At 34.5% G+C, this 18401-nt stretch carries 19 protein-coding genes and 1 pseudogene; 14 read left to right on the forward strand and 6 right to left on the reverse strand.

Annotated features, from left to right (window positions below):
- Window positions 1-386 (forward strand): annotated as a pseudogene (locus DMP16_RS02675) (cobyric acid synthase); the annotation flags it as partial.
- 18 nt (window positions 387-404) lie between these two features.
- Window positions 405-1508: an ATP-binding protein gene (locus tag DMP16_RS02680; RefSeq protein WP_069282694.1), complete on the forward strand. Its 1104-nt coding sequence runs from the start codon at window positions 405-407 to the stop codon at window positions 1506-1508.
- Window positions 1509-1558: 50 nt separating this feature from the next.
- Here DMP16_RS02680 and htpX read toward each other — a convergent pair whose 3' ends face one another.
- Complete coding sequence (gene htpX, locus DMP16_RS02685; RefSeq protein WP_143576871.1) at window positions 1559-2530, reverse strand: zinc metalloprotease HtpX; 972 nt, start codon at window positions 2528-2530, stop codon at window positions 1559-1561.
- Between the two features lie 55 nt (window positions 2531-2585).
- Between htpX and DMP16_RS02690 the strand changes: the two genes are divergently transcribed.
- The 8 genes from DMP16_RS02690 to DMP16_RS02725 are packed head-to-tail and all read left to right on the forward strand — an operon-like array spanning window position 2586 to window position 9825.
- Window positions 2586-2975: a CBS domain-containing protein gene (locus DMP16_RS02690; protein ID WP_143576873.1), complete on the forward strand. Its 390-nt coding sequence runs from the start codon at window positions 2586-2588 to the stop codon at window positions 2973-2975.
- A 36-nt stretch (window positions 2976-3011) separates the two neighbouring features.
- Complete coding sequence (locus DMP16_RS02695) at window positions 3012-3245, forward strand: hypothetical protein (RefSeq protein WP_069282696.1); 234 nt, start codon at window positions 3012-3014, stop codon at window positions 3243-3245.
- A 5-nt stretch (window positions 3246-3250) separates the two neighbouring features.
- Window positions 3251-4732 carry a teichoic acid transporter gene (locus DMP16_RS02700; protein ID WP_255446774.1) on the forward strand — a complete coding sequence of 494 codons (1482 nt, stop codon included), beginning with the start codon at window positions 3251-3253 and terminating at the stop codon, window positions 4730-4732.
- A 5-nt stretch (window positions 4733-4737) separates the two neighbouring features.
- On the forward strand, window positions 4738-5556 hold the full coding sequence (locus DMP16_RS02705) for a class I fructose-bisphosphate aldolase (RefSeq protein WP_069284626.1): 819 nt from the start codon (window positions 4738-4740) through the stop codon (window positions 5554-5556).
- 10 nt (window positions 5557-5566) lie between these two features.
- Complete coding sequence (locus DMP16_RS02710) at window positions 5567-6691, forward strand: glycosyltransferase family 39 protein (protein ID WP_069282697.1); 1125 nt, start codon at window positions 5567-5569, stop codon at window positions 6689-6691.
- 58 nt (window positions 6692-6749) lie between these two features.
- Entirely contained in the window at window positions 6750-8096 is a 1347-nt protein-coding gene (locus DMP16_RS02715; RefSeq protein ID WP_069282698.1) for an APC family permease, read from the forward strand.
- A 51-nt stretch (window positions 8097-8147) separates the two neighbouring features.
- Entirely contained in the window at window positions 8148-8909 is a 762-nt protein-coding gene (locus DMP16_RS02720) for a sugar phosphate nucleotidyltransferase (protein WP_069282699.1), read from the forward strand.
- 19 nt (window positions 8910-8928) lie between these two features.
- A complete protein-coding gene (locus tag DMP16_RS02725) occupies window positions 8929-9825 on the forward strand; it encodes an N-acetylglucosamine kinase (RefSeq protein WP_069282700.1) in 897 nt (298 codons plus the stop codon).
- On the opposite strand, the gene DMP16_RS02730 is transcribed toward DMP16_RS02725, so the two are convergent.
- Window positions 9818-11254: a gamma-glutamyltransferase family protein gene (locus tag DMP16_RS02730; protein ID WP_069282701.1), complete on the reverse strand. Its 1437-nt coding sequence runs from the start codon at window positions 11252-11254 to the stop codon at window positions 9818-9820. The two genes, DMP16_RS02725 and DMP16_RS02730, sit on opposite strands and share 8 nt — an antisense overlap.
- A 43-nt stretch (window positions 11255-11297) precedes the next feature.
- Here DMP16_RS02730 and DMP16_RS02735 point away from each other — a divergent pair, with 43 nt between their 5' ends.
- Genes DMP16_RS02735 through DMP16_RS02745 form a run of 3 tightly spaced genes read left to right on the forward strand, consistent with a single transcriptional unit; the run spans window position 11298 to window position 14211 of the window.
- Window positions 11298-11657, forward strand: coding sequence for a hypothetical protein (locus tag DMP16_RS02735; protein WP_069282702.1), 360 nt, complete (start codon window positions 11298-11300; stop codon window positions 11655-11657).
- Entirely contained in the window at window positions 11647-11892 is a 246-nt protein-coding gene (locus tag DMP16_RS02740; RefSeq protein ID WP_069282703.1) for a MazG nucleotide pyrophosphohydrolase domain-containing protein, read from the forward strand. Before DMP16_RS02735 ends, DMP16_RS02740 begins: the two co-directional genes overlap by 11 nt.
- Window positions 11893-11895: 3 nt before the next feature.
- Window positions 11896-14211, forward strand: coding sequence for a tRNA(Met) cytidine acetyltransferase TmcA (locus DMP16_RS02745; protein ID WP_069282704.1), 2316 nt, complete (start codon window positions 11896-11898; stop codon window positions 14209-14211).
- A gap of 11 nt (window positions 14212-14222) precedes the next feature.
- Here the strand turns inward: DMP16_RS02745 and DMP16_RS02750 are convergent, their stop codons facing one another.
- Window positions 14223-15008: a cytochrome C oxidase assembly protein gene (locus DMP16_RS02750; protein WP_069282705.1), complete on the reverse strand. Its 786-nt coding sequence runs from the start codon at window positions 15006-15008 to the stop codon at window positions 14223-14225.
- Window positions 15009-15159: 151 nt separating this feature from the next.
- Between DMP16_RS02750 and DMP16_RS02755 the strand changes: the two genes are divergently transcribed.
- Window positions 15160-15549, forward strand: coding sequence for a hypothetical protein (locus tag DMP16_RS02755; RefSeq protein ID WP_069282706.1), 390 nt, complete (start codon window positions 15160-15162; stop codon window positions 15547-15549).
- A gap of 19 nt (window positions 15550-15568) precedes the next feature.
- Here DMP16_RS02755 and DMP16_RS02760 read toward each other — a convergent pair whose 3' ends face one another.
- The 3 genes from DMP16_RS02760 to DMP16_RS02770 all read right to left on the reverse strand — a co-directional run.
- Window positions 15569-16825: an acetyl ornithine aminotransferase family protein gene (locus DMP16_RS02760; RefSeq protein ID WP_069282707.1), complete on the reverse strand. Its 1257-nt coding sequence runs from the start codon at window positions 16823-16825 to the stop codon at window positions 15569-15571.
- Window positions 16826-16990: 165 nt separating this feature from the next.
- Window positions 16991-17428, reverse strand: a complete 438-nt coding sequence (locus DMP16_RS02765) for an aldo/keto reductase (RefSeq protein ID WP_143576872.1) — start codon at window positions 17426-17428, stop codon at window positions 16991-16993.
- Window positions 17429-18401: thiamine pyrophosphate-dependent enzyme (locus tag DMP16_RS02770; protein WP_255446775.1), on the reverse strand; the 973-nt coding region annotated here is incomplete at its 5' end.

The following is an 18401-nucleotide window of genomic DNA, read 5'->3' on the forward strand; positions in this document are numbered from 1 at the left end:
GTATATTTGATTTTAATGTATATTATGATAAAAGGAAAATTGTTTCTATGACTAAAGCTATTTCTAATTTTGGTGAAATAGAAGGCTATGAAATTAGGAGAGGGATAATTAGGTATCAAGATGAGAAACCGATAATAGAAATAGTTTCGAGAAATAATATGAAAGTAAGTGTATTTGATGGCGCTTATAATAATAATTTCATTGGACTTAGTATTCATGGTAGCTTGTTCTCGGAGGGAGGAAAGAAGTTATTAAAGGAATTGTCGGATATTGAAGTTTATTCATCATCTATGAATCAAGAAATTCAAAGTCAAGTATCTTTAATAGAGACTTTATTAAACAAGTATTTACATTTAGATGAGATAATGGAGATTTATAAGGCATAGCATAGAAAATAAGTTAAAATGTTTGATCCTTCTTCATTCATCGAGGAAATATCGCCTCAACTAAAAGAGAAAGTAGGTAACGAGAAAGTCCTAGCCGCTGTAAGTGGTGGAGTAGATAGCACTACGGCAGCAGTATTAGGCTATAGAATTTTAGGAGAAAGAATAGTACCGGTTTTGATAGATACAGGGTTCTTAAGAAAAGATGAAGCTAAGAGGGTTAAAAATTATCTGAAAGATGTTTTACCAAATTTGGAAGTAATTGATGAAAGCGATAAATTTATATCATCTCTTGAAGGCACTTCAGATGCTGAGGAGAAGAGGAGGAAGTTTAGAGATTTATTTTATTCAACTATTTCTTCTCTTATGAGAAAATATGATGCAAAGCTCCTAATGCAAGGAACAATAGCCGCAGATTGGGTTGAAACTCAAGGAGGAATTAAAACTCAGCACAATGTTTTAGTTCAGATAGGAATAAATACAGAGAAAACTTGGGGATTTACGGTAATTGAACCATTGGCGGACTTATACAAAAATGAGGTTAGGGAATTAGCTAGATACTTAAAATTGCCAAGGGAAATTTCTGAAAGGCAACCGTTCCCTGGTCCCGGTTTACTAGTAAGAACAGTTGGGAAGTTTACTAAGGAGAAGCTATCCATTGTTAGAGAAGCTAACGAGATCGTCGAGAGTTACTTAAACAGCTTTGGCTATTCGCAATACTTTGCGGTGATTTTTGAGAGCGATGGAGTTGATACTACGTTAAACGGACTTAATGTTTATAAATATCTCGTAAAAGCTACTGGAGTAAAGGGAGATGTAAGATCCTACGGTAATATAATTAAGCTTAGCTGTAAGGATATAACAAATATTAAGGAGATAATCGATAAGCTTCAAAAATACGACGTAACTCACGTGTTATGCAGAGTAAGGGAGAAACAAGTGGGAAAATATTCTATAGGAATTAGAGCAGTTTTAACTGAAGACTTCATGACCGCAGACTACGCAAAAATACCGATTCCGATATTAGATAGAATAGCTGAGGAAATTGTGAATAAGTTTCCAGAAGTAAAAGAAGTGTTATACGATGTAACATCTAAACCTCCAGCCACAATAGAATTTGAATAATATATAATATAAATTTCCTAAAAAGATGTTTTGTTACACAATAAAAATATTTACTTATTTATCTTTTCTAATAGTTGAATTCTTTTAGCTGGATGAGGATGATCCATTAATATATCAGCATACCATGGCACTTTACTATTTTTCCATATTTCTACTAGTTCCCTAGCATTCCATGCAGGAACTTCTTCAATCCCATTAGTGAAGAACAGCATACTCGTTAATTGGTTGGTAGTATTTCTTTTCTTGAATTTATCTAATGCTTCTGGATCCATGGATAAGGTTAATTTAGCTAAGGCTAACTGTAAGTTCTCTTTCCCTCCCGGAACTGTTAACGCAGAATTAACATCAGCATATGCCTCTCTCATTCTGTTAAGGAATAATACGAATAGTTGGAACACAAAACTGACTGCCATCATCGCTATTCCTACTAAGAATATAAGTCCCCCGTTATTTCTTCCATTTCCTCCACCGCTAAATAATCCACCCCAGAACAGCCACCATCCCAAATAATATATTAATGAAGGTATTAATCCAACAGCCATGAGTAGTTCAACATCTCTATGCTTCAAATGTCCAATCTCATGTCCAGCTACTGCTTTTAACTCCTCTTTATTAAGTAATTTCAAGATAGGTAAAGTAAATGCTATTCTCTTTCCAGCTATAGGACTACCATATGCAAATGCATTAGGGAAAGGCACATCAGCTATATAAACTTTAGGAACTTCTTTGAAACCATTATATCTCGCAACTTCTGCTACAAGATTATATAGCCAACCATATACTGGATCATTAGGACTTACTTCTACTGTTCTGTAAGCCCAGTTTATTAAATAAGGTCCAAAAAGCCACTGAATTATATCAAAGAAGAAAAGGAAAATCAATATTGAAATTATTAACCCTAAGCCAAATGTTGCATCAAACGCATAGTCAGCTACAGCTAATGCTAGGGCAAATCCAAGTAATAAGATTCCAATTGTAGCCAATATCATATTTACTCTTAATTTTACTACAGCTAGATTCATATGATAGTATTCATAGCTAGGGTTTAAATTAGTTTTCCACATAATAATGAATATGATGAAAGAAGAATTAGTAAGTGATTACATGAAAACCCAAGTTTTGACAGTAGATAGAAATACAAGTCTTAAAGAGATTGCTATAATAATGACTAAAAATAATATTGTATCAGTAATTGTTGTTGATAGAGATAAGCCTGTTGGGATTATAACTGAGAGAGATATAGTAAAAGCAATAGGTAATGGAAAAGATTTGTCAGCTAGGGCAGAAGAAATTATGACAACTAATTTGATTATGGTTAGGCAAGACTCACCTATTACTGGAGCATTAAGTTTAATGAGATCGTACAATATAAGACATTTACCAGTGGTAGATGATCAAGGGAATCTAAAAGGTATAATTTCTATAAGGGACGTGGCGAGAGCCATAGATGATATGATTGAAGGTTAAACTTTATACCTAATTACCGAAATAATTTAAAGTAATATGGTCAAAATAAAGATTGTCAGAGAATGGTACGAAATTCTCAGAAGGATAGCTCAAAATCGAAAAATTAGTATAAGTGAAATTATAATTGAGATCATGACAAAGGAGGAGGAATGCCTTAATTTACCCTTTGTATCTTCAACCTCTTTTAAGGAGATAAATGTAAGCATAAATAATAAATATAGTAAGGCTGAGATCGAAGATAAGATACGATATTTTCTATTTTGTAGGTGAATATTTTGGAAAGGGGAAAGAGAAGAGAAGGAGTGACAAGGATCGGATTATATAACGTTTTATTTAGAATTTCCGTCGCTCCATTATCTTTCATATTCACGTTTCTCGTAGCTAGATACCTATCTAACCCACCTTACGGCACGACATATTTCGCTACTTGGCAGACTCTGTACGTTTTTACTGTTGGTTATTTTACAATTCCTGCGGATCTGTTTTCTTTGATAACTTCGAGATACTCTGCGGAGAAAAAAGACGTGGGTGGAATCGTTATAGTAAACTTACTGTCTGGAGCCCTCTCTGGTATAATTTTTGCTTTATTAGTACCATACTATGTATCTTTAACTAAGCTTGACATTCCATTGTATTTTTACTCAGCGATCTCGTTAATAGTACTTACTTATCTGCTAAAAGTAACTAACGCTATAGCTCAAGGTAGAACTCCAAAAATAGTAGGGATATCTGCAGTAGTATTTCAAGCTTTACGACTTATCTTCGGTTTGTTTTTTATGTTTGTTCTTAATCTTTCAATTCTTGCTGTAATACTAGCGTACGATATAGGCTATATCGCTCAAATACTTTTCAATATCTTTTTCATTAGGGCTAATCTTAAGTTAGATTTTAATATAGCTAAAGCAGCAGTTCGTAAGTCGTTGGTCTACATAGCTAATTATCTTCAATATATTTTAGAAGCATCTATTGTATGGATAGCTTTGGGGATTACCAATTCTGATATAGTGGTTGCATATTTTGAGTCAGCCATAATTGTAAGTAATATTCAGATATGGACACAAGCCTCATATACTGGGTTAATGGCAAAGCTAGCAGAAGATAAGGACCCCTCGCTTATCCCCGTCTCTATTAAATTATACTCTATAATTGGTAGTTTATTCTTAACCCTAATTTATTTAGATGGTTACGGTTTGTTATTTAAGCTAAGACCAGATTATATACAAGCCATATTTGCATTATACGTTTTAACTTTCTCTAATTATCTAAGGGGTTTATATGGGATTTTTTATCAAGCAATTACAATGGCTGATCCCACTCTTTCCCCTAACTCACAAAACGAGTTTAAGGGTTATGTATTTAGCTTAACTAGGAATAACCTAGTTTTCTCTCTAGTTGGGTTAGGAGCATCTTCATTATTGATATATCTCTTCTCTTCTTATCCTTCATACATAGTAGCTATGTTAATGACTATAGGATTACTCATCAACTCTCTCGTAATGCTTTTTACGTCCTTTAAGTTGTCATCAAGGATATACAAATTCTCATTTCCACTAAAAGAGTTCTTAATTCCCTTACTCTTATCGTTCATTTCTCTTCCTATATCCATGAGATTTAAGCCAATTACCTTCTTGCAAATGATAGAATATTCTATAATTTGGATAATCGTGTTTTCTTCTTTCAATGTTATTTTAAATCCTTATGGTAAGCAGTTATTTACGTTAATTATAAGAGAATTTAAGCAAAGATATTATAAGTGATAGGTGTGAGTGGGTTAGAAATCCGCATAAATAAGCTATTCGAGAAAGGTAGGGCTTTTGTAGTAGCCTTAGATCATGGATTAGTAATGGGTCCCCTAAAGGGCATAGAAAACCCTGTCGAGGTAGTTAGTAAGATTGCCAAAAATGGTCCAGATGCGTTACAAATGACTCCAGCTATGGTGAAGTTGGTGAAGGAGAACTTCTTCTCAAGGAGTTCACCTATGTTAATTGCTAGACTGGATACTGCAAATGTTTGGAGACAGAAGTATAAGGAGTATGACTCTGGTTATTACTCGTTAATATACAGACTTAAGGACGCTATAAATGTTGGGGCAGATGCCGTAGTAACTTACTTAGTAGTAGGATATGGTGATGATAGGGTTGAGGGGTATAATTTAGAGGCTTTAGCGTCAGTGAGAAGAGAGGCTAATGATTACGGAATTCCGTTCATCATAGAACCATTATTTGTGAATAAAGGAAATCAAGACTCCGTGAAAGATAACGAGTTAGTGAAATATGTAACTAGGCTAGCATCTGAAATAGGTGCGGACATTTTGAAGGTTGATTACACTGGTAATAAGGAGATGTTTAAAGAGGTTGTTAACGTCGCCTTTGCTCCAATATTAATAAGAGGAGGACCTAAGACTAGTAATGATGAAGAATTTTTGCAAATGCTAAGGGATGCTTTACAAGCTGGAGCAAAAGGAGTTACCGTTGGACGTAATTTATGGCAAGCCAAGGAGCCAGATAGACTAGCAAAGGCAATTTCAAAAATTGTACATGAAAACGCTGATGTTGGAGAAGTTTTAAAAACCTTTAAATAAATCGTTTTTTATGCAATTTAATAATAAGTGGATTGATTATTTCTTTTACATTGCCCTAATTAGCTTATTAATAGTTTATACTTATGAGACAGTGATTACGTTTGCACCAATCAATGGATATATCGGAGACGAGGTTTGGTATCCTACAGCTGCTTACAACCTTTTAAAATATGTGTTTCATGTTACACCTCCACCTATGTCGACTATTGGGTATCCTAATGAGCAAAATATTCAAACTTATTTGAATCCGGAACATCCGCCTTTAGCTAAATATATCATGGCTGTATTTATATATCTATTGGGCTATAATCCAGTAGCATGGAGATTACCAAGTTGGATTTTAGGCGATTTAACTATACTAGTTGCGTTTTTCTTGTCTAAGAAGATAGTTGGTAATGGATATTTAGGTAATATAGCAGGGTTGTTATCAGCTTTACTTATAGCGTTAGATCCTAACTTTTGGGTACTTCATGGTATAGGTCTCTTGGACATATATGTATCTTTCTTTGGAATATTATCATTATATTTTCTTTTAAGGGGGAATATACTCTTGTCATCTATTACTTTGGCTTTAGCTATGTTATCAAAAGAACCTGCTTATGTATTAATTTTCCCCTTCTTATTTTATCTAGGTGAATTGACTAACAGTATTAAGAGAAGAGCAATTTATGGCTTGGGTTTACCCATATTTATTTATGTATTATTCTCTATACCGCTGATAGCATATTATGGTGGTGTAACCTCTTGGTTAGATGCTACAGTAATACATAGAGCAATTTGGGACGTAACTAATGGACATATTACATTGACTGCAACTTCCCAGATATCTACACCATGGGACTGGTTTCTTGATATACATCCATTCTATTTAGGTTATAACTTATATGCTAGTACAAACCCATACGTATTAATATTATGGATAATTACTACTCCCATTGCTTTTATTTTTAAGGACATAAAACTAATAGTCACCACAATGTGGGCATGGACTGAGTGGATAGGCTTTGTAATAGTTTATTTCTTAGGAAATCACACATTATTTAGTTTCTATGTCACAGATTTCATGCCGGTAGTTGACGTGTATGTAGTGATGTCATTATTTAAATTAGTTCAAAAGATAAATATTCTTAAGTAATTTTTTACTGTAAATTCAAAGAGAGTTTAAATACTGAACAGATTAATCTATTCTTCGAATGTCTAAACCATCAATTAATGAGCAACAAAAAACGCGAGAACCAGAGAGGCATTTAAGCTTCCTTGATATCGTGTTCCTCTCAATGGGTGGACAATCTCCATTTTTAAGCATATTAACATATGGTCTAGCAGCTTTCTTATATGCTGGCTTATTTGGTCCTATAGCTATTATACTAGGTACTTTATTAGTCTTAATAAATGGTCTCGTAGTATATGAGCTTTCTAAGAGATTCACAAAAGAAGGGGGATATTATACATACGCCTTTTATTCACTCACCAAGAGGCTAGGCTTCGAGACTGGATGGTTGTACGTATTTTATTCACTGACATATGGTGTGGCATACATTTTAGGTGCAACATATGTAATTTACCATGTACTGGGAATAAGTCCATGGATTGTAGGATTAGGTATAGTAGGAATAACCTCCATATTTGCTATATTAGGCATTAGGGTAAGTACTAAATATGCAATAGTTGCAGCGTCTCTCGAAATTGCAGTAATGACTACTTTAGCTTTTTTGTTTATTCAATCCACGCACTTTTACTTTTATAATCCTTTCTCTGTGCATATAAATTTTAGTAAGTTAGCCTTCGCTATTCTATTCGGCTCTTCCATTCCTACAGGTTACGGTTCTATTACTCCAATATCTGGTGAGGCTAAGAATGCAAGAAAAACTATAAGTAGAGCTATCATAACCGTTATCTTATTAGGTGGTCTTCTAGCTGCCTTTGACGTATACGCAATTGGTGACCATTTAGTATATTTCCATCTTATATCCAATGTCACAAAGATAGATATACTAAACCTAATAAAAGATAGGTTGGGTATTGTGACACTAGTGTTTGTTCTCTTTGCGTCAATCAATGATGGTATATTAGGTGCGTTAGCCTTTCTAACGGCAACATCTAGAACAATTTTTGCAATGTCCTCAGTAGGATTTTTACCTAAGTTTCTTAGTAAATTTGAAAATCATAAAGGTCCAACACGAGCTGTTGCCTTATCTTCAATTCTGTATATAATGTTGACTGCGTTGATGCTGTATATTGTTAAAGCTCCTTTTCTAGCTTTTGAAATACTTGGAGCAATAGCTGTGTTATCAAGCTTATTCGTACACTTGTCTTCTAACTTTTCACTAGTCAGAATATCTTTAAAGAAGATAAATAAGAGAAAATTGCAAATTAGTATAGGTTTAATCGCCTCAGTATTTAGCTTCTTTATCCTTATATACTCTATGGAACAAGCTTCGCCAATTGAGGTTTATGTCTTTATGACATGGATAATTATTGGATTTTTGTTAGCTGAGATCTTTAGTATGATAGAGGAAGAAAATGAAGAAGAGGATTAAGAATATCTATTCATTAAATTTATTACTCATGCTTTATTCAATAACTATAACATGTTAAGAAAGGCAATAATTACTTCTGCGGGTAGAGGAAGCAGAATGAAGCATATTACTACTTTTCTTCCTAAAGCATTGTTACCGCTTTTTGTGACGGAAAATGGGGGTAAAGTTACCAGACCGATCATAGATCTAATACTTGATTCACTAAAGAACATAGGAATAGAAAAATTCTGTATAGTAGTAGGCAAGAATGGCATGTTATTAATGCAATATCTATTTGAAAGGACTCCGACATTCGTTTTTCAAGAAACTCCAAAAGGATTTGGAGATGCCGTATTAAGGGCAGAAGACTTTTCCGGAAACGAACCATTTTTTGTTCATGCCGATGACGGAGTTCTAACTAAAGGCTATGATTCCTTAAAATCTTTATATGAAGAAATATCTCCAGATGCCTTACTTCTAGTAAGGCGAGTTCAAAATCCTAAGAGATATGGAGTAGTCGAAGTTGTTGACAAGGGCTATTATGATAATCATAAAATGTATAAGGTGACTGATGCAGAGGAAAAACCTCAATTTCCTAAATCTAACCTGGGATTAGTAGCTGTTTACATATTTAAACCATCGATATTTGACGCCTTAAAAAGAGTTAAAGTCGAGGAAAATAGGGAATTAGAATTGACTTATGGTATAAAAAACTTGATTTTGGATAATAGAGAAGTTTATGCGTTAGAAATGAAAGAAAGTGAAACTTGGTTAAACGTTGGAGATCCCAAGAGTTACTTAGATTCTTTAAACTATTCATTTAAATTGCTCTAATGACATAATATAATTTTGTATGATACTTGTTGGAGTGGACGGAGGAGGAACCAAAACATCAGCTATAGCGTATACTTGCAGCGGAAATTTAATAGGCAAAGGATTAGGAGGCCCCGGTAACTTCCATAACGTAGGTGTGGAGGAGGCTGTGAAAAACATCAGAAAAGCTATAATGTCTGCTACTAAAGGCATGAAACCAGATGTAGCTTATATAGGATTAGCTGGTATAGATTCTAAGTATGATTATGATATAATGAGCGAGGCATTAAGAAATGTATCTAATTCGACTTATGTGGATCATGACGGTTTTGTCGCACTTTATGCTGAGACTAGAGGTGATCCAGGCGTTATTACGATAGCAGGAACTGGTAGCGTAATAGTAGGGTTTAACGGTAAGGAAAGATTTAGATATGGGGGATTAGGTTGGTTAATAGCCGATGAAGGTTCAGCTTATTGGATAGGAAGAGAAGCCTTAAGGGCTTTAGGAAAAATGTTAGACGCGAGAATTCCTAAGACTATTTTGGCTGATAAAATAATGGGCCTTCTAGAAATAAATTCTCTGGATGATTTAATTAAATGGGCATACCATGAAGGTCATAAAGTAAAAGAAATTGCCTCGTTAGCTACTGCAGTGAGTGAAGCTGCTAAGGAGGGAGATCAAGTTGCATATAATATTTTAAAGACTGCTGCATACGAATTAGCATCTTATTCAATTCAAATGGCCGTAAAGATTGGTGTGAGCAGAATATATCTAAAGGGAGGGATGTTTAATTCTGAAATCTATTATAATCTATTCAAAGAATATTTAGATAATAACAACATAAAAGGAGTTATATCTTCTCGTGATCCAGAATATGGAGCATTATTGTTGGCGTTTAAATATAGCGGATGTGATGGCGAGGCTCTATTTAGATAGGTAGCGCTACTCCTTCGCTTCTAATATCAGCTACTCCAATATACTTACCTTTTTTATATTTTAATGCTTGAACAACACCTACTTCTGGAGAATAGTAATCAGTTTGAGTTGCCGTTATTCCAAGCCTTTTTTCTGCTATAACCTTATTCCCTAAGTACATAAACCTTGGTGCATATACGGCTTCGTCAATCTCCATCTTATAGTCCACATAATACTCTAATACTTCTGCGTGAATTTGTGGTCTTAAATCTCCACCTGCACACCCTATTATTAATCTCTCATTATCGTTCTCAGCTAGTAATACCGAAAGAGTGTGTAAAGGCCTTTTTCTAGGCTCTGGTTTGTTAATTCCTTCAGTAAAACCTGCTCCTCTATTATTAAAAGGTATTTCTTCTACAACGATACCGGAACCGAATGGATAGAATAAACTTTGAATAAATCCAACTTCGTTCTCCCCGTCAGTTACAGTAAAGAAGGTTGTATCACCGTGAGAGCTTACCTTAACCTCAATTCCGTATTCTGATAATTTATTTGATATGTAGCTTTCTGAGAGTAGTTTTTCGACTGGAACGCTTGCAAAACGTGGATCAGCAACATATTTGTTTCTATCTTCATAAGCTAAAGCACTTAATCTAACGTGCTCGTTTATCCTTCCTATATCGTTATATGGCATTTTATTAATATCAGTTAACTCTATCATTTTCAGCAATTCTAGCGTTGTTAATCCTTGACTATTTGGAGGTAATTCATAAAGGGTATATCCTTTATACGTTGACTTCAAAGGAGTTACCTTTTCTCCATGAAATTCTTTAAAATCTTCATAGCTTACTGGTACTCCCCTTTCTCTTAATCCTTTAACTAAATCTTCAGCTATTTTTCCATCATAAAATTCTCTAGGGTCTCTGGAAATATGCTTCAATATTCGAGCCATTCTATTTAACCTAATTTCGTCACTAAATCTCTTGTTTCCATAAACTTTCTGCCAATCCTCAGACAATTTAAACGAACTTACAATAGCGTGATGTAAACTTCTCCCTACCATAAATCCATTAGATGCTATAGAAATCGCTGGATTTAATAACTCTTGTAAAGGTTTAGAAGCATAATTTTCATGGATAAACTGCCATAGATCTACTAATCCCGGTACCATTACTGTAAAAGGGCTTCTGTAATCTGGAATTTTTTCTACACTAAGTTCCTTTGATGCCCAACCAGATGCGTTATAAGCTATAATACCCTCTGGTGTTTTAGCTAGTAGAAATCCGTCTCCCCCTAACCCGCTAGTGTGTGGCATTACAACCGAGAGAACTGCACTAACTGCTATTGATGCATCGAATGCATTACCTCCGTTCTCTAATATCTTAGCTCCAACATAACTTGCCACATAATTTTGCGACGACACGACTCTTTTTCCTGAAGCAGATGGCATAATTATTTAATAGATTATTTTAACATAAATACTTATCAGTATTATGGAAATACCTAAGGATGTGAAAGATAAGTTAGAGGATGGAGTTTGCATGGCTTGTTGTATAAATGACGTTATCTGTATGACTAATGATTATCCTAGATCATCTAATGTAGATGTATTATTTGAGATAGATAGAAAAGGTAGGGAAATAATTTTTAGACATATCATTATGGATGATCCCTCAAACCCTTTAACTGTAGAATACATGGTTGATTCGAATTTCATTAATAACGTAATAAACTCTCGAATGATCGATGTGTTTTTCGTTAATAATACCTTTAAAGAAGAGATGAAGATACGAATATTATTTTCTGAAGATGAAATTAAGTTAATGAAGAGGGAAATAGGACTTGGAACTTAAGCAAATACAAGATAAAATGAAGGAAATGTATTATGCGAAGGATTCTGAAAGAGGAATTTATGCTACATTTACTTGGCTGGTTGAAGAAGTAGGAGAACTAGCTGAAGCATTATTATCAGATAATACTGAGTCTATTCAAGAGGAGTTAGCTGATGTCTTAGCCTGGACATTATCAATTGCGAATTTAAAGGGCATTGATATGGAAGAAGCTATAAAGAAGAAATATAAATTGTAAGCTATGGTTAATGAAGATCAGTTCTTTGAGGTATTGAAGAAATCCCTAATCGATGGTGAAGCAAGGTATTATCGTAACTTAGTATATATAGAAAAAAGTAATTATTTTGATTTAGTGAAAAAAATTATAGAACTATTTTTGAGCTTTAAAAAGGATCCTTCAGTTGCTTATGGTTTTGTTCCTTGGGCTGAGGGCTCAAAGGATAGGATGAAGGAAATAAAGGGATATTTCCAAAAGTTCGATGATATTGATTACGCTAATGCCGAATATAAGCTAGGAAACACTTATGACCTAGTAATTCTTGATACAGTTGATAATTTCCAACCAATTAATATAGGTAGGCTTGTGGATCTAGCGAGAGGTGGTGGTCTGGTAATTATCTATACTGATAATCTTATAAAGGACAAGATGGTATTTAGATCTTCTATAATAAGAAATAACAAAATATATGATATATATGAAAGAAGATTTAAGAAAAAATTGCAAGAGCATGAGGGTATATTTACGATTATTGGTGATCAATTTGAAGTAAGACCCTTTTCTGGTGATATTAAACCTAAGCCAGAAAAGAAGGTTCCATCAAAACCTATAATGCCTAAAGAGATTCATGAATTGTCATTAAGCGAAGACGAGAATAGAGTAATCGAATCTTTTTCTTTTATGCTTAGCGGTGGAAGGAGGGTTCTAGTATTAACCGCGCCAAGAGGAAGGGGAAAGAGTTCTGTGACCGGTTTATCAATTGCTAGTTTAGTAGCTAAGTATAAGAGTAAGAGAGAGAGAAACGCGAAAATCGTAGTTACTGCTCCTTCAATAGTTAGTGCATCTCAAGTCATGCTCTTTGTAAAAAATGCGATGGAGAGATTAGGTGAAAACGTCTGGGTTAAGATGAGTGATACGGGGCACGTAAAAATAATAAAAGGTAGTGATTTCAAGGTAGAATATGTCCCACATGATGCTGCTTTAGAGGATGAGGGCGATTTATTAGTTATAGATGAAGCAGCATCACTTGGAGTGAATTACATAGACTTAGCATTAAGGATGTGGAGAAAAGTAGTTCTGGTAACCACAGTCCACGGATATGAAGGATCGAGCAAAGCCTTCTTAAGGTATTTAAGGAGGTTAATCGAAAGTAGGAGAATTAAGGTAAAATGGGTAAATATGGAGCAACCATTACGTTATGCTGAAGGTGATCCTATAGAGAAATGGTTGTATGATGCCTTATTACTGGATGCTGAGCCAGAGGAGCCTAAATCAGAGATAAATCTAATTAACTATGAAGACATTGATAAGGCTGAGCTAATTGACGATGATAAGAAATTAAGATCACTATACGGAATAATGGTTACAGCTCACTATAGGAATAATCCTGATGATTTAATGATTATGTTAGATGGTGCCCATCACTTAATCAAGGCATTGTATTCTGATAATAACTCTTACATAGCGGCTTGTCAGATAGCCGAAGAGGGCGAACTGCCGGATAACTTAATTGACATGGCGTTAAAGGGTGGCACTTTTGATGGTGATCTAATTCCAGATAGAATAATAAAGCATGTAAGAATAAGGGATTTTGGAAAACTAAAAGGTTGGAGAATAGTTAGAATAGCTGTTTTACAAGAATTACAAGATAAGGGCTTTGGGAGTGAAATGCTTAACATTATCTTCAACGAGGCAAAAGAAAAGGGAATAGATTGGTTAGGTTCTTCATTTATGTCTGATCCCAAAGTTTTGAATTTCTGGATCAAAAATGGTTTCGTTCCAGTTCACATATCTCCTAAGAAAAATGAGAAACTCGGGGACTATCCCGTTGTGGTTATGAAACCTATAAGTGATATAGCAAAGAAAATAACAGAAATATCAGCTTACATATTAAAGGAAAAACTTCTAAATACACTCCACGATGTGTACTTTAATATTAATCCGGAAGTTGCTAGATTACTTTTGACAGGAGCTAGAGCAAACAAAACTGTTAACATAAATGACATTCTAATTGATAAAGTAGTATCATTTTTGCAAGGAATCAGTCCTTATGAGTCTTCTGCAGATGGGATACACATGTTAGCAATTAAGTATTTCTGGGACTCTAAAAGGGACTGGGCTTTATCAAGGGAAGAGGAGCTAGTGCTGATAGCCAAAGTAATTCAAGGAAAACCTTGGAATTACGTATCCTCCCTCTTAGAATCTAATAGATCGCATGTTTATGAGTTAATATATGATTCAATATCAAAGTTAATGAAAAAATATTATAACTTGTCTGCTGAATCAACTGTTGGTTTAACCCTAGATCAAGTGATGAAATCACAACACTATGAAAAGTGATATAATGCACCTCAACTGATACTATTCAATATTATAGCAACTACTACGAGAATTGAGAATAGTTGATGCAAGCCTACAGATATCCCAGGCTTAAGAGAGTTTCTATTACTTGAGTCCCACACCCACAATCCTACAACCAGTTCAATTGCTGTAAATGCTAAAGTAAGCCAATAATGAAGTAATACCAATGCAATAATAAATATTAGTGCAGCTATTCCATGAATCACCCAGGCTATTTGAAGCCAAATATTTCTTTCTTGACTCTTTTCCCATACCTTCCCTATTTTTAACCTCATTCTTCTGGTCCCAGTTACCACTCCTCCCATGAAAATTACGAAATACAGAAAGTGTGGTGGTATTATTGCATCAATCAAGAATGAAAGAATACTTAACTTGAATATATTCAAACCTTGTAACATTAATAAGAAGTATGTAACAAAGGTTGTGTATGCAGCTATATCGTGAAACCCTTGAAATATTGAAGGTAACTTTCCAGCCAATACATATAGTGTAGCCATTCCTAATAACGCAGTGAAGACTACTGCGACAAACCCGATAATTGATATAAGAGAAGGATGGATGATTAGGATAGCTAAAGAGAGTATTCCAACTAATGTGGCTAGTATTCTATGTATTGCCTCTGGATCTCTTTTAGCTGCTACTTGTAACATGTCCTTTGTGTATGGCCAATTAGTACCTAAAGATAATCCATACCCATATCCTTCAACTACTCCTCCAAAAACTATTGTCGTTCCTGCTAGCAGAGATTCAATTCCCGCAAGGTAAGTAATAATCATACTCTAACATAGCTCTCATAGACTTAAAAATTTCTTTTGATGAGTTTTAACAAATGGGTAAGTTAGATTATTTTTCAATAACACGGTTGATTTGGGTAAAACTATTTTTATAATTTATAAAAATATTGAGAAATTGTAAAAAGGTGAGATCATGGCAGAAGGGAAAATTAGTGCAGTAAATTTGTCAGTTAGGTGGATAGGTGCCATATTATCAGCCTTATGGGCTGGAGTACATCTAGTGCTAACACATGCTGTTTTGCCTAATCCTAATGCTACGATGATATACGATATCTTTTTTGGATTTACTGCCTCACTAGCCATATTAGCAGCAATAATTATGATAATTGGATTAAGATATGCTTATCCATTAATTACAGCCTTTTATACCATAGATTTGGCACTATTGGCAGAAACCAGGTTAGGGCCAGCATTATTTGTGGGTAAGAGATTGCCGTTTAATCCTTACGTATATATCTCGCTATACCTAGACATAGTTCTAATTGCTATATCTATATTGCTGATAGTTATTGATAAAAAATAGTAATAATAATAGATAAAAGTTAAAGTTTTTCTATTTCCTCCTTCATTATTTTAGTTCCTTTTATTGCTAAATCTTCCGGAATTATAAGTGGAGGTTCTATTCTAACAACTGATTCTCCAGCGCCTATAGCTAATACTCCTCTTAAAAAGGTATTATAAAGTACTTTTTCTAGTCCTTCTACATAAGGTTTATTATCCTTTCTAAGCTCAACTCCTATCAATAATCCTAACCCCCTAACCTCATAAACGTATGGTGATCTAGTATCTTTCAACTCCTCTACTATCTTTTTGCCTAAGCTACTCACGTGGTCCAATAACCTGGGTACCTCATCTAATACTACCTCGGCAGCAGCTAGAGCTAATGGATTACCTCCAAAAGTATTAGCGTGCGATCCAGCTGGTAAATTCATCACCTCTTTTCTACCTACTACGGCACCTAATGGTATACCACCTCCAATAGCTTTTGCAATACAAATCATATCAGGCGTTACGTTAAAGTGTTCGAAAGCGAACATTTTACCGGTTCTACCAATACCAGTTTGAACTTCATCAAGAATTAACAAAATACCATATTTTTTCAGAATACTATTAAGTTTATAAAAGAAATCATATGGCGGTACGATTACTCCTCCCTCTCCTTGTATTGGTTCAGCAATAAAAGCAGCTATTTCGCTAGGATCTACGATCTTTTTGAACAGCCAATCCTCTATAAATGATAATAGATTATCAGTACAGTCTTCTTTACATAGAGGATTTCTCTTATCGGGATAGGGAATTAAATATGTTGATGATAATAATGGTGAAAACGATTTTCTTTGTACGGATTTACTAGATGTAAATGCTAAGGAACCCATTGTTCTGCCGTGGAATGAATTCATAAATCCTATGATCCACTGCCTTCCAGTATTCCCCCTAGCTATTTTTATAGCAGCTTCAACACTTTCTGTACCGCTGTTAGTGTAAAACACCTTTGCAGGATAAGGCATAAATGAGACCAATTTCTTAGCCACTCTTATAGCTAATTCATAGTAGAAATCAGTTAAACTATAATGGAAAAACTTGTGCATTTGTTGGCTGACTGCATTAATAATCTTTTCATTTGCATGCCCTAAGGCTAATACTCCTATACCAGCATTAAAATCAATATACTCTTTTCCTTGGACGTCATATACCAAAGCACCACTTCCACGACTTATGACGAATGGGTACCATCTTTTGAAGGATTGCATTAAATAGTTTTCATCCTCTTTTATGATGCCATTTATTATTTCGTTCATAGTTTAATTTTCGAACATAACATATAAGAGTTTTTCCATTAATTTGTAAAAGACATACGTCAGAAGAATAAAGATCGAAAATTTAAAAATAACATAATTAGATATTAAAAACTATTAATTTAACCTATATGAAAAACAATGTTTTATATCAGAAAGGCAATTAGGTTATATGAATGGTGGTAAAGCTTTCTTATCTTTATTGAAAGAATTTAAAGTAGATAGAATATTTTTAGTCTCCTCAAGGGGAACCGAGGAATTTGGCCAATGAATTAAATATAAGTCTATATATTTACTGTTTAATCTCCTTAAACTGTTCTTTGCCGACTTTATAACATCCTCATACATCAAATGATTAGGCCAGACCTTTGTGACAATTATTAAATCGTCCCTATTAAATCGCTTGATAGCCTCTCCTACTAGTTCTTCTGCGTGACCTCCACCATACATTTCTGCAGTATCTATCAAATTTATACCTCTACTAATTGCGTACTCTATTACCTCTACACTCTCCTTATCTCTGGAGTAATCTGGCGACCAAAAGCCTCCCCCCAACTTCCAAGTACCAAAACCTATCTGTGAAACTTCCTTTTCGCATATTTTCAATTATCTCACCTTATCCACAATAACTTGGATCACAACTATTTTATTCTCTCTTCTTAACTTGTCTAACCCTCTTAACAAGGCTGGTTTAATCTCTGATGGCTCCTCCACTAATTCATAATACCCGTGAAAAGCTTCAACAGTTTTGCCAATTTCAAATCTACTGAAGTCAGCTCCAGGATAGTATTTCTTAATCCTTGCTAATCCTTCTGGGAAGACCTCATTTACAGCTTCAGCAGAGGCTAACCAGCCAGCATTATCATAAATTACTACCATGACTGGATATCTATATCCAATGTAATAAAACGCCTCAGGAACTCCAAAAATGAAAGAACCATCCCCAGTAGTAACTATTACATCTTTATTAGTTGCCATCTTATAACCTACAGCTGCTCCTAAAGAGAAACCTAGATACCCTATTGATAAGTCGGCGAAATAAGAGCCGAATTCATTTAATCTGGCATATCTGGGATCAAATTGGTATTCATTAAAGATAGCTAAATCATATTCATGCGCGATCTCACCAATTTCATGAGATAAATATTTAGGATGTATTGGCTTTCTATCCATTAAGCTTTCAATCAATCTTCTCTTTTCCTCATCCTGCTTTGCTTTTAATTCCTTAATCACCTCAGCATTCTTAGGCCTAAGAGAAATATAGTCCAAGAAGTTATCTGGCGTAGACTGAATACAAAGATCACATCTAAATCCATAATAAGGAATATAGGAATATGAAGGCTCGACGTCTACTTTAATAATAGGTATGTCAAGATCAAGTTTTTTAGGAAAGTATGGCACTTCTGCCTCAATAACGAGGAGTAAATCTGCCCTCTTTAAGTCAAACTTATCTAAAGCCATGGCCCCGTTAGACGGATAATTTAATACCTCACCGACGTAATTCAAGATAGGAATGTTATATTTTTCAGCGAATCTTTTAAGTGATTCGAACCAGCTTTTTCTTCTACCTGCCCTCCAG

Origin of the sequence: Sulfolobus sp. B1, assembly GCF_007050195.1 — an archaeon.
GTDB lineage: Archaea > Thermoproteota > Thermoprotei_A > Sulfolobales > Sulfolobaceae > Saccharolobus.

What these genes read in the sequence shown, in the direction of transcription:
- DMP16_RS02755 (WP_069282706.1), top strand. Translation starts at nt 15,160, where the DNA reads ATGGCAGAAGGGAAAATTAGTGCAGTAAATTTGTCAGTTAGGTGGATA.
- DMP16_RS02695 (WP_069282696.1), top strand. Translation starts at nt 3,012, where the DNA reads ATGGTCAAAATAAAGATTGTCAGAGAATGGTACGAAATTCTCAGAAGG.
- DMP16_RS02720 (WP_069282699.1), top strand. Translation starts at nt 8,148, where the DNA reads ATGTTAAGAAAGGCAATAATTACTTCTGCGGGTAGAGGAAGCAGAATG.
- DMP16_RS02690 (WP_143576873.1), top strand. Translation starts at nt 2,586, where the DNA reads ATGAAAGAAGAATTAGTAAGTGATTACATGAAAACCCAAGTTTTGACA.
- DMP16_RS02680 (WP_069282694.1), top strand. Translation starts at nt 405, where the DNA reads ATGTTTGATCCTTCTTCATTCATCGAGGAAATATCGCCTCAACTAAAA.
- DMP16_RS02735 (WP_069282702.1), top strand. Translation starts at nt 11,298, where the DNA reads ATGGAAATACCTAAGGATGTGAAAGATAAGTTAGAGGATGGAGTTTGC.
- DMP16_RS02710 (WP_069282697.1), top strand. Translation starts at nt 5,567, where the DNA reads ATGCAATTTAATAATAAGTGGATTGATTATTTCTTTTACATTGCCCTA.
- DMP16_RS02745 (WP_069282704.1), top strand. Translation starts at nt 11,896, where the DNA reads ATGGTTAATGAAGATCAGTTCTTTGAGGTATTGAAGAAATCCCTAATC.
- DMP16_RS02725 (WP_069282700.1), top strand. Translation starts at nt 8,929, where the DNA reads ATGATACTTGTTGGAGTGGACGGAGGAGGAACCAAAACATCAGCTATA.
- DMP16_RS02730 (WP_069282701.1), bottom strand. Translation starts at nt 11,254, where the DNA reads ATGCCATCTGCTTCAGGAAAAAGAGTCGTGTCGTCGCAAAATTATGTG.
- DMP16_RS02750 (WP_069282705.1), bottom strand. Translation starts at nt 15,008, where the DNA reads ATGATTATTACTTACCTTGCGGGAATTGAATCTCTGCTAGCAGGAACG.
- DMP16_RS02760 (WP_069282707.1), bottom strand. Translation starts at nt 16,825, where the DNA reads ATGAACGAAATAATAAATGGCATCATAAAAGAGGATGAAAACTATTTA.
- htpX (WP_143576871.1), bottom strand. Translation starts at nt 2,530, where the DNA reads ATGAATCTAGCTGTAGTAAAATTAAGAGTAAATATGATATTGGCTACA.
- DMP16_RS02715 (WP_069282698.1), top strand. Translation starts at nt 6,750, where the DNA reads ATGTCTAAACCATCAATTAATGAGCAACAAAAAACGCGAGAACCAGAG.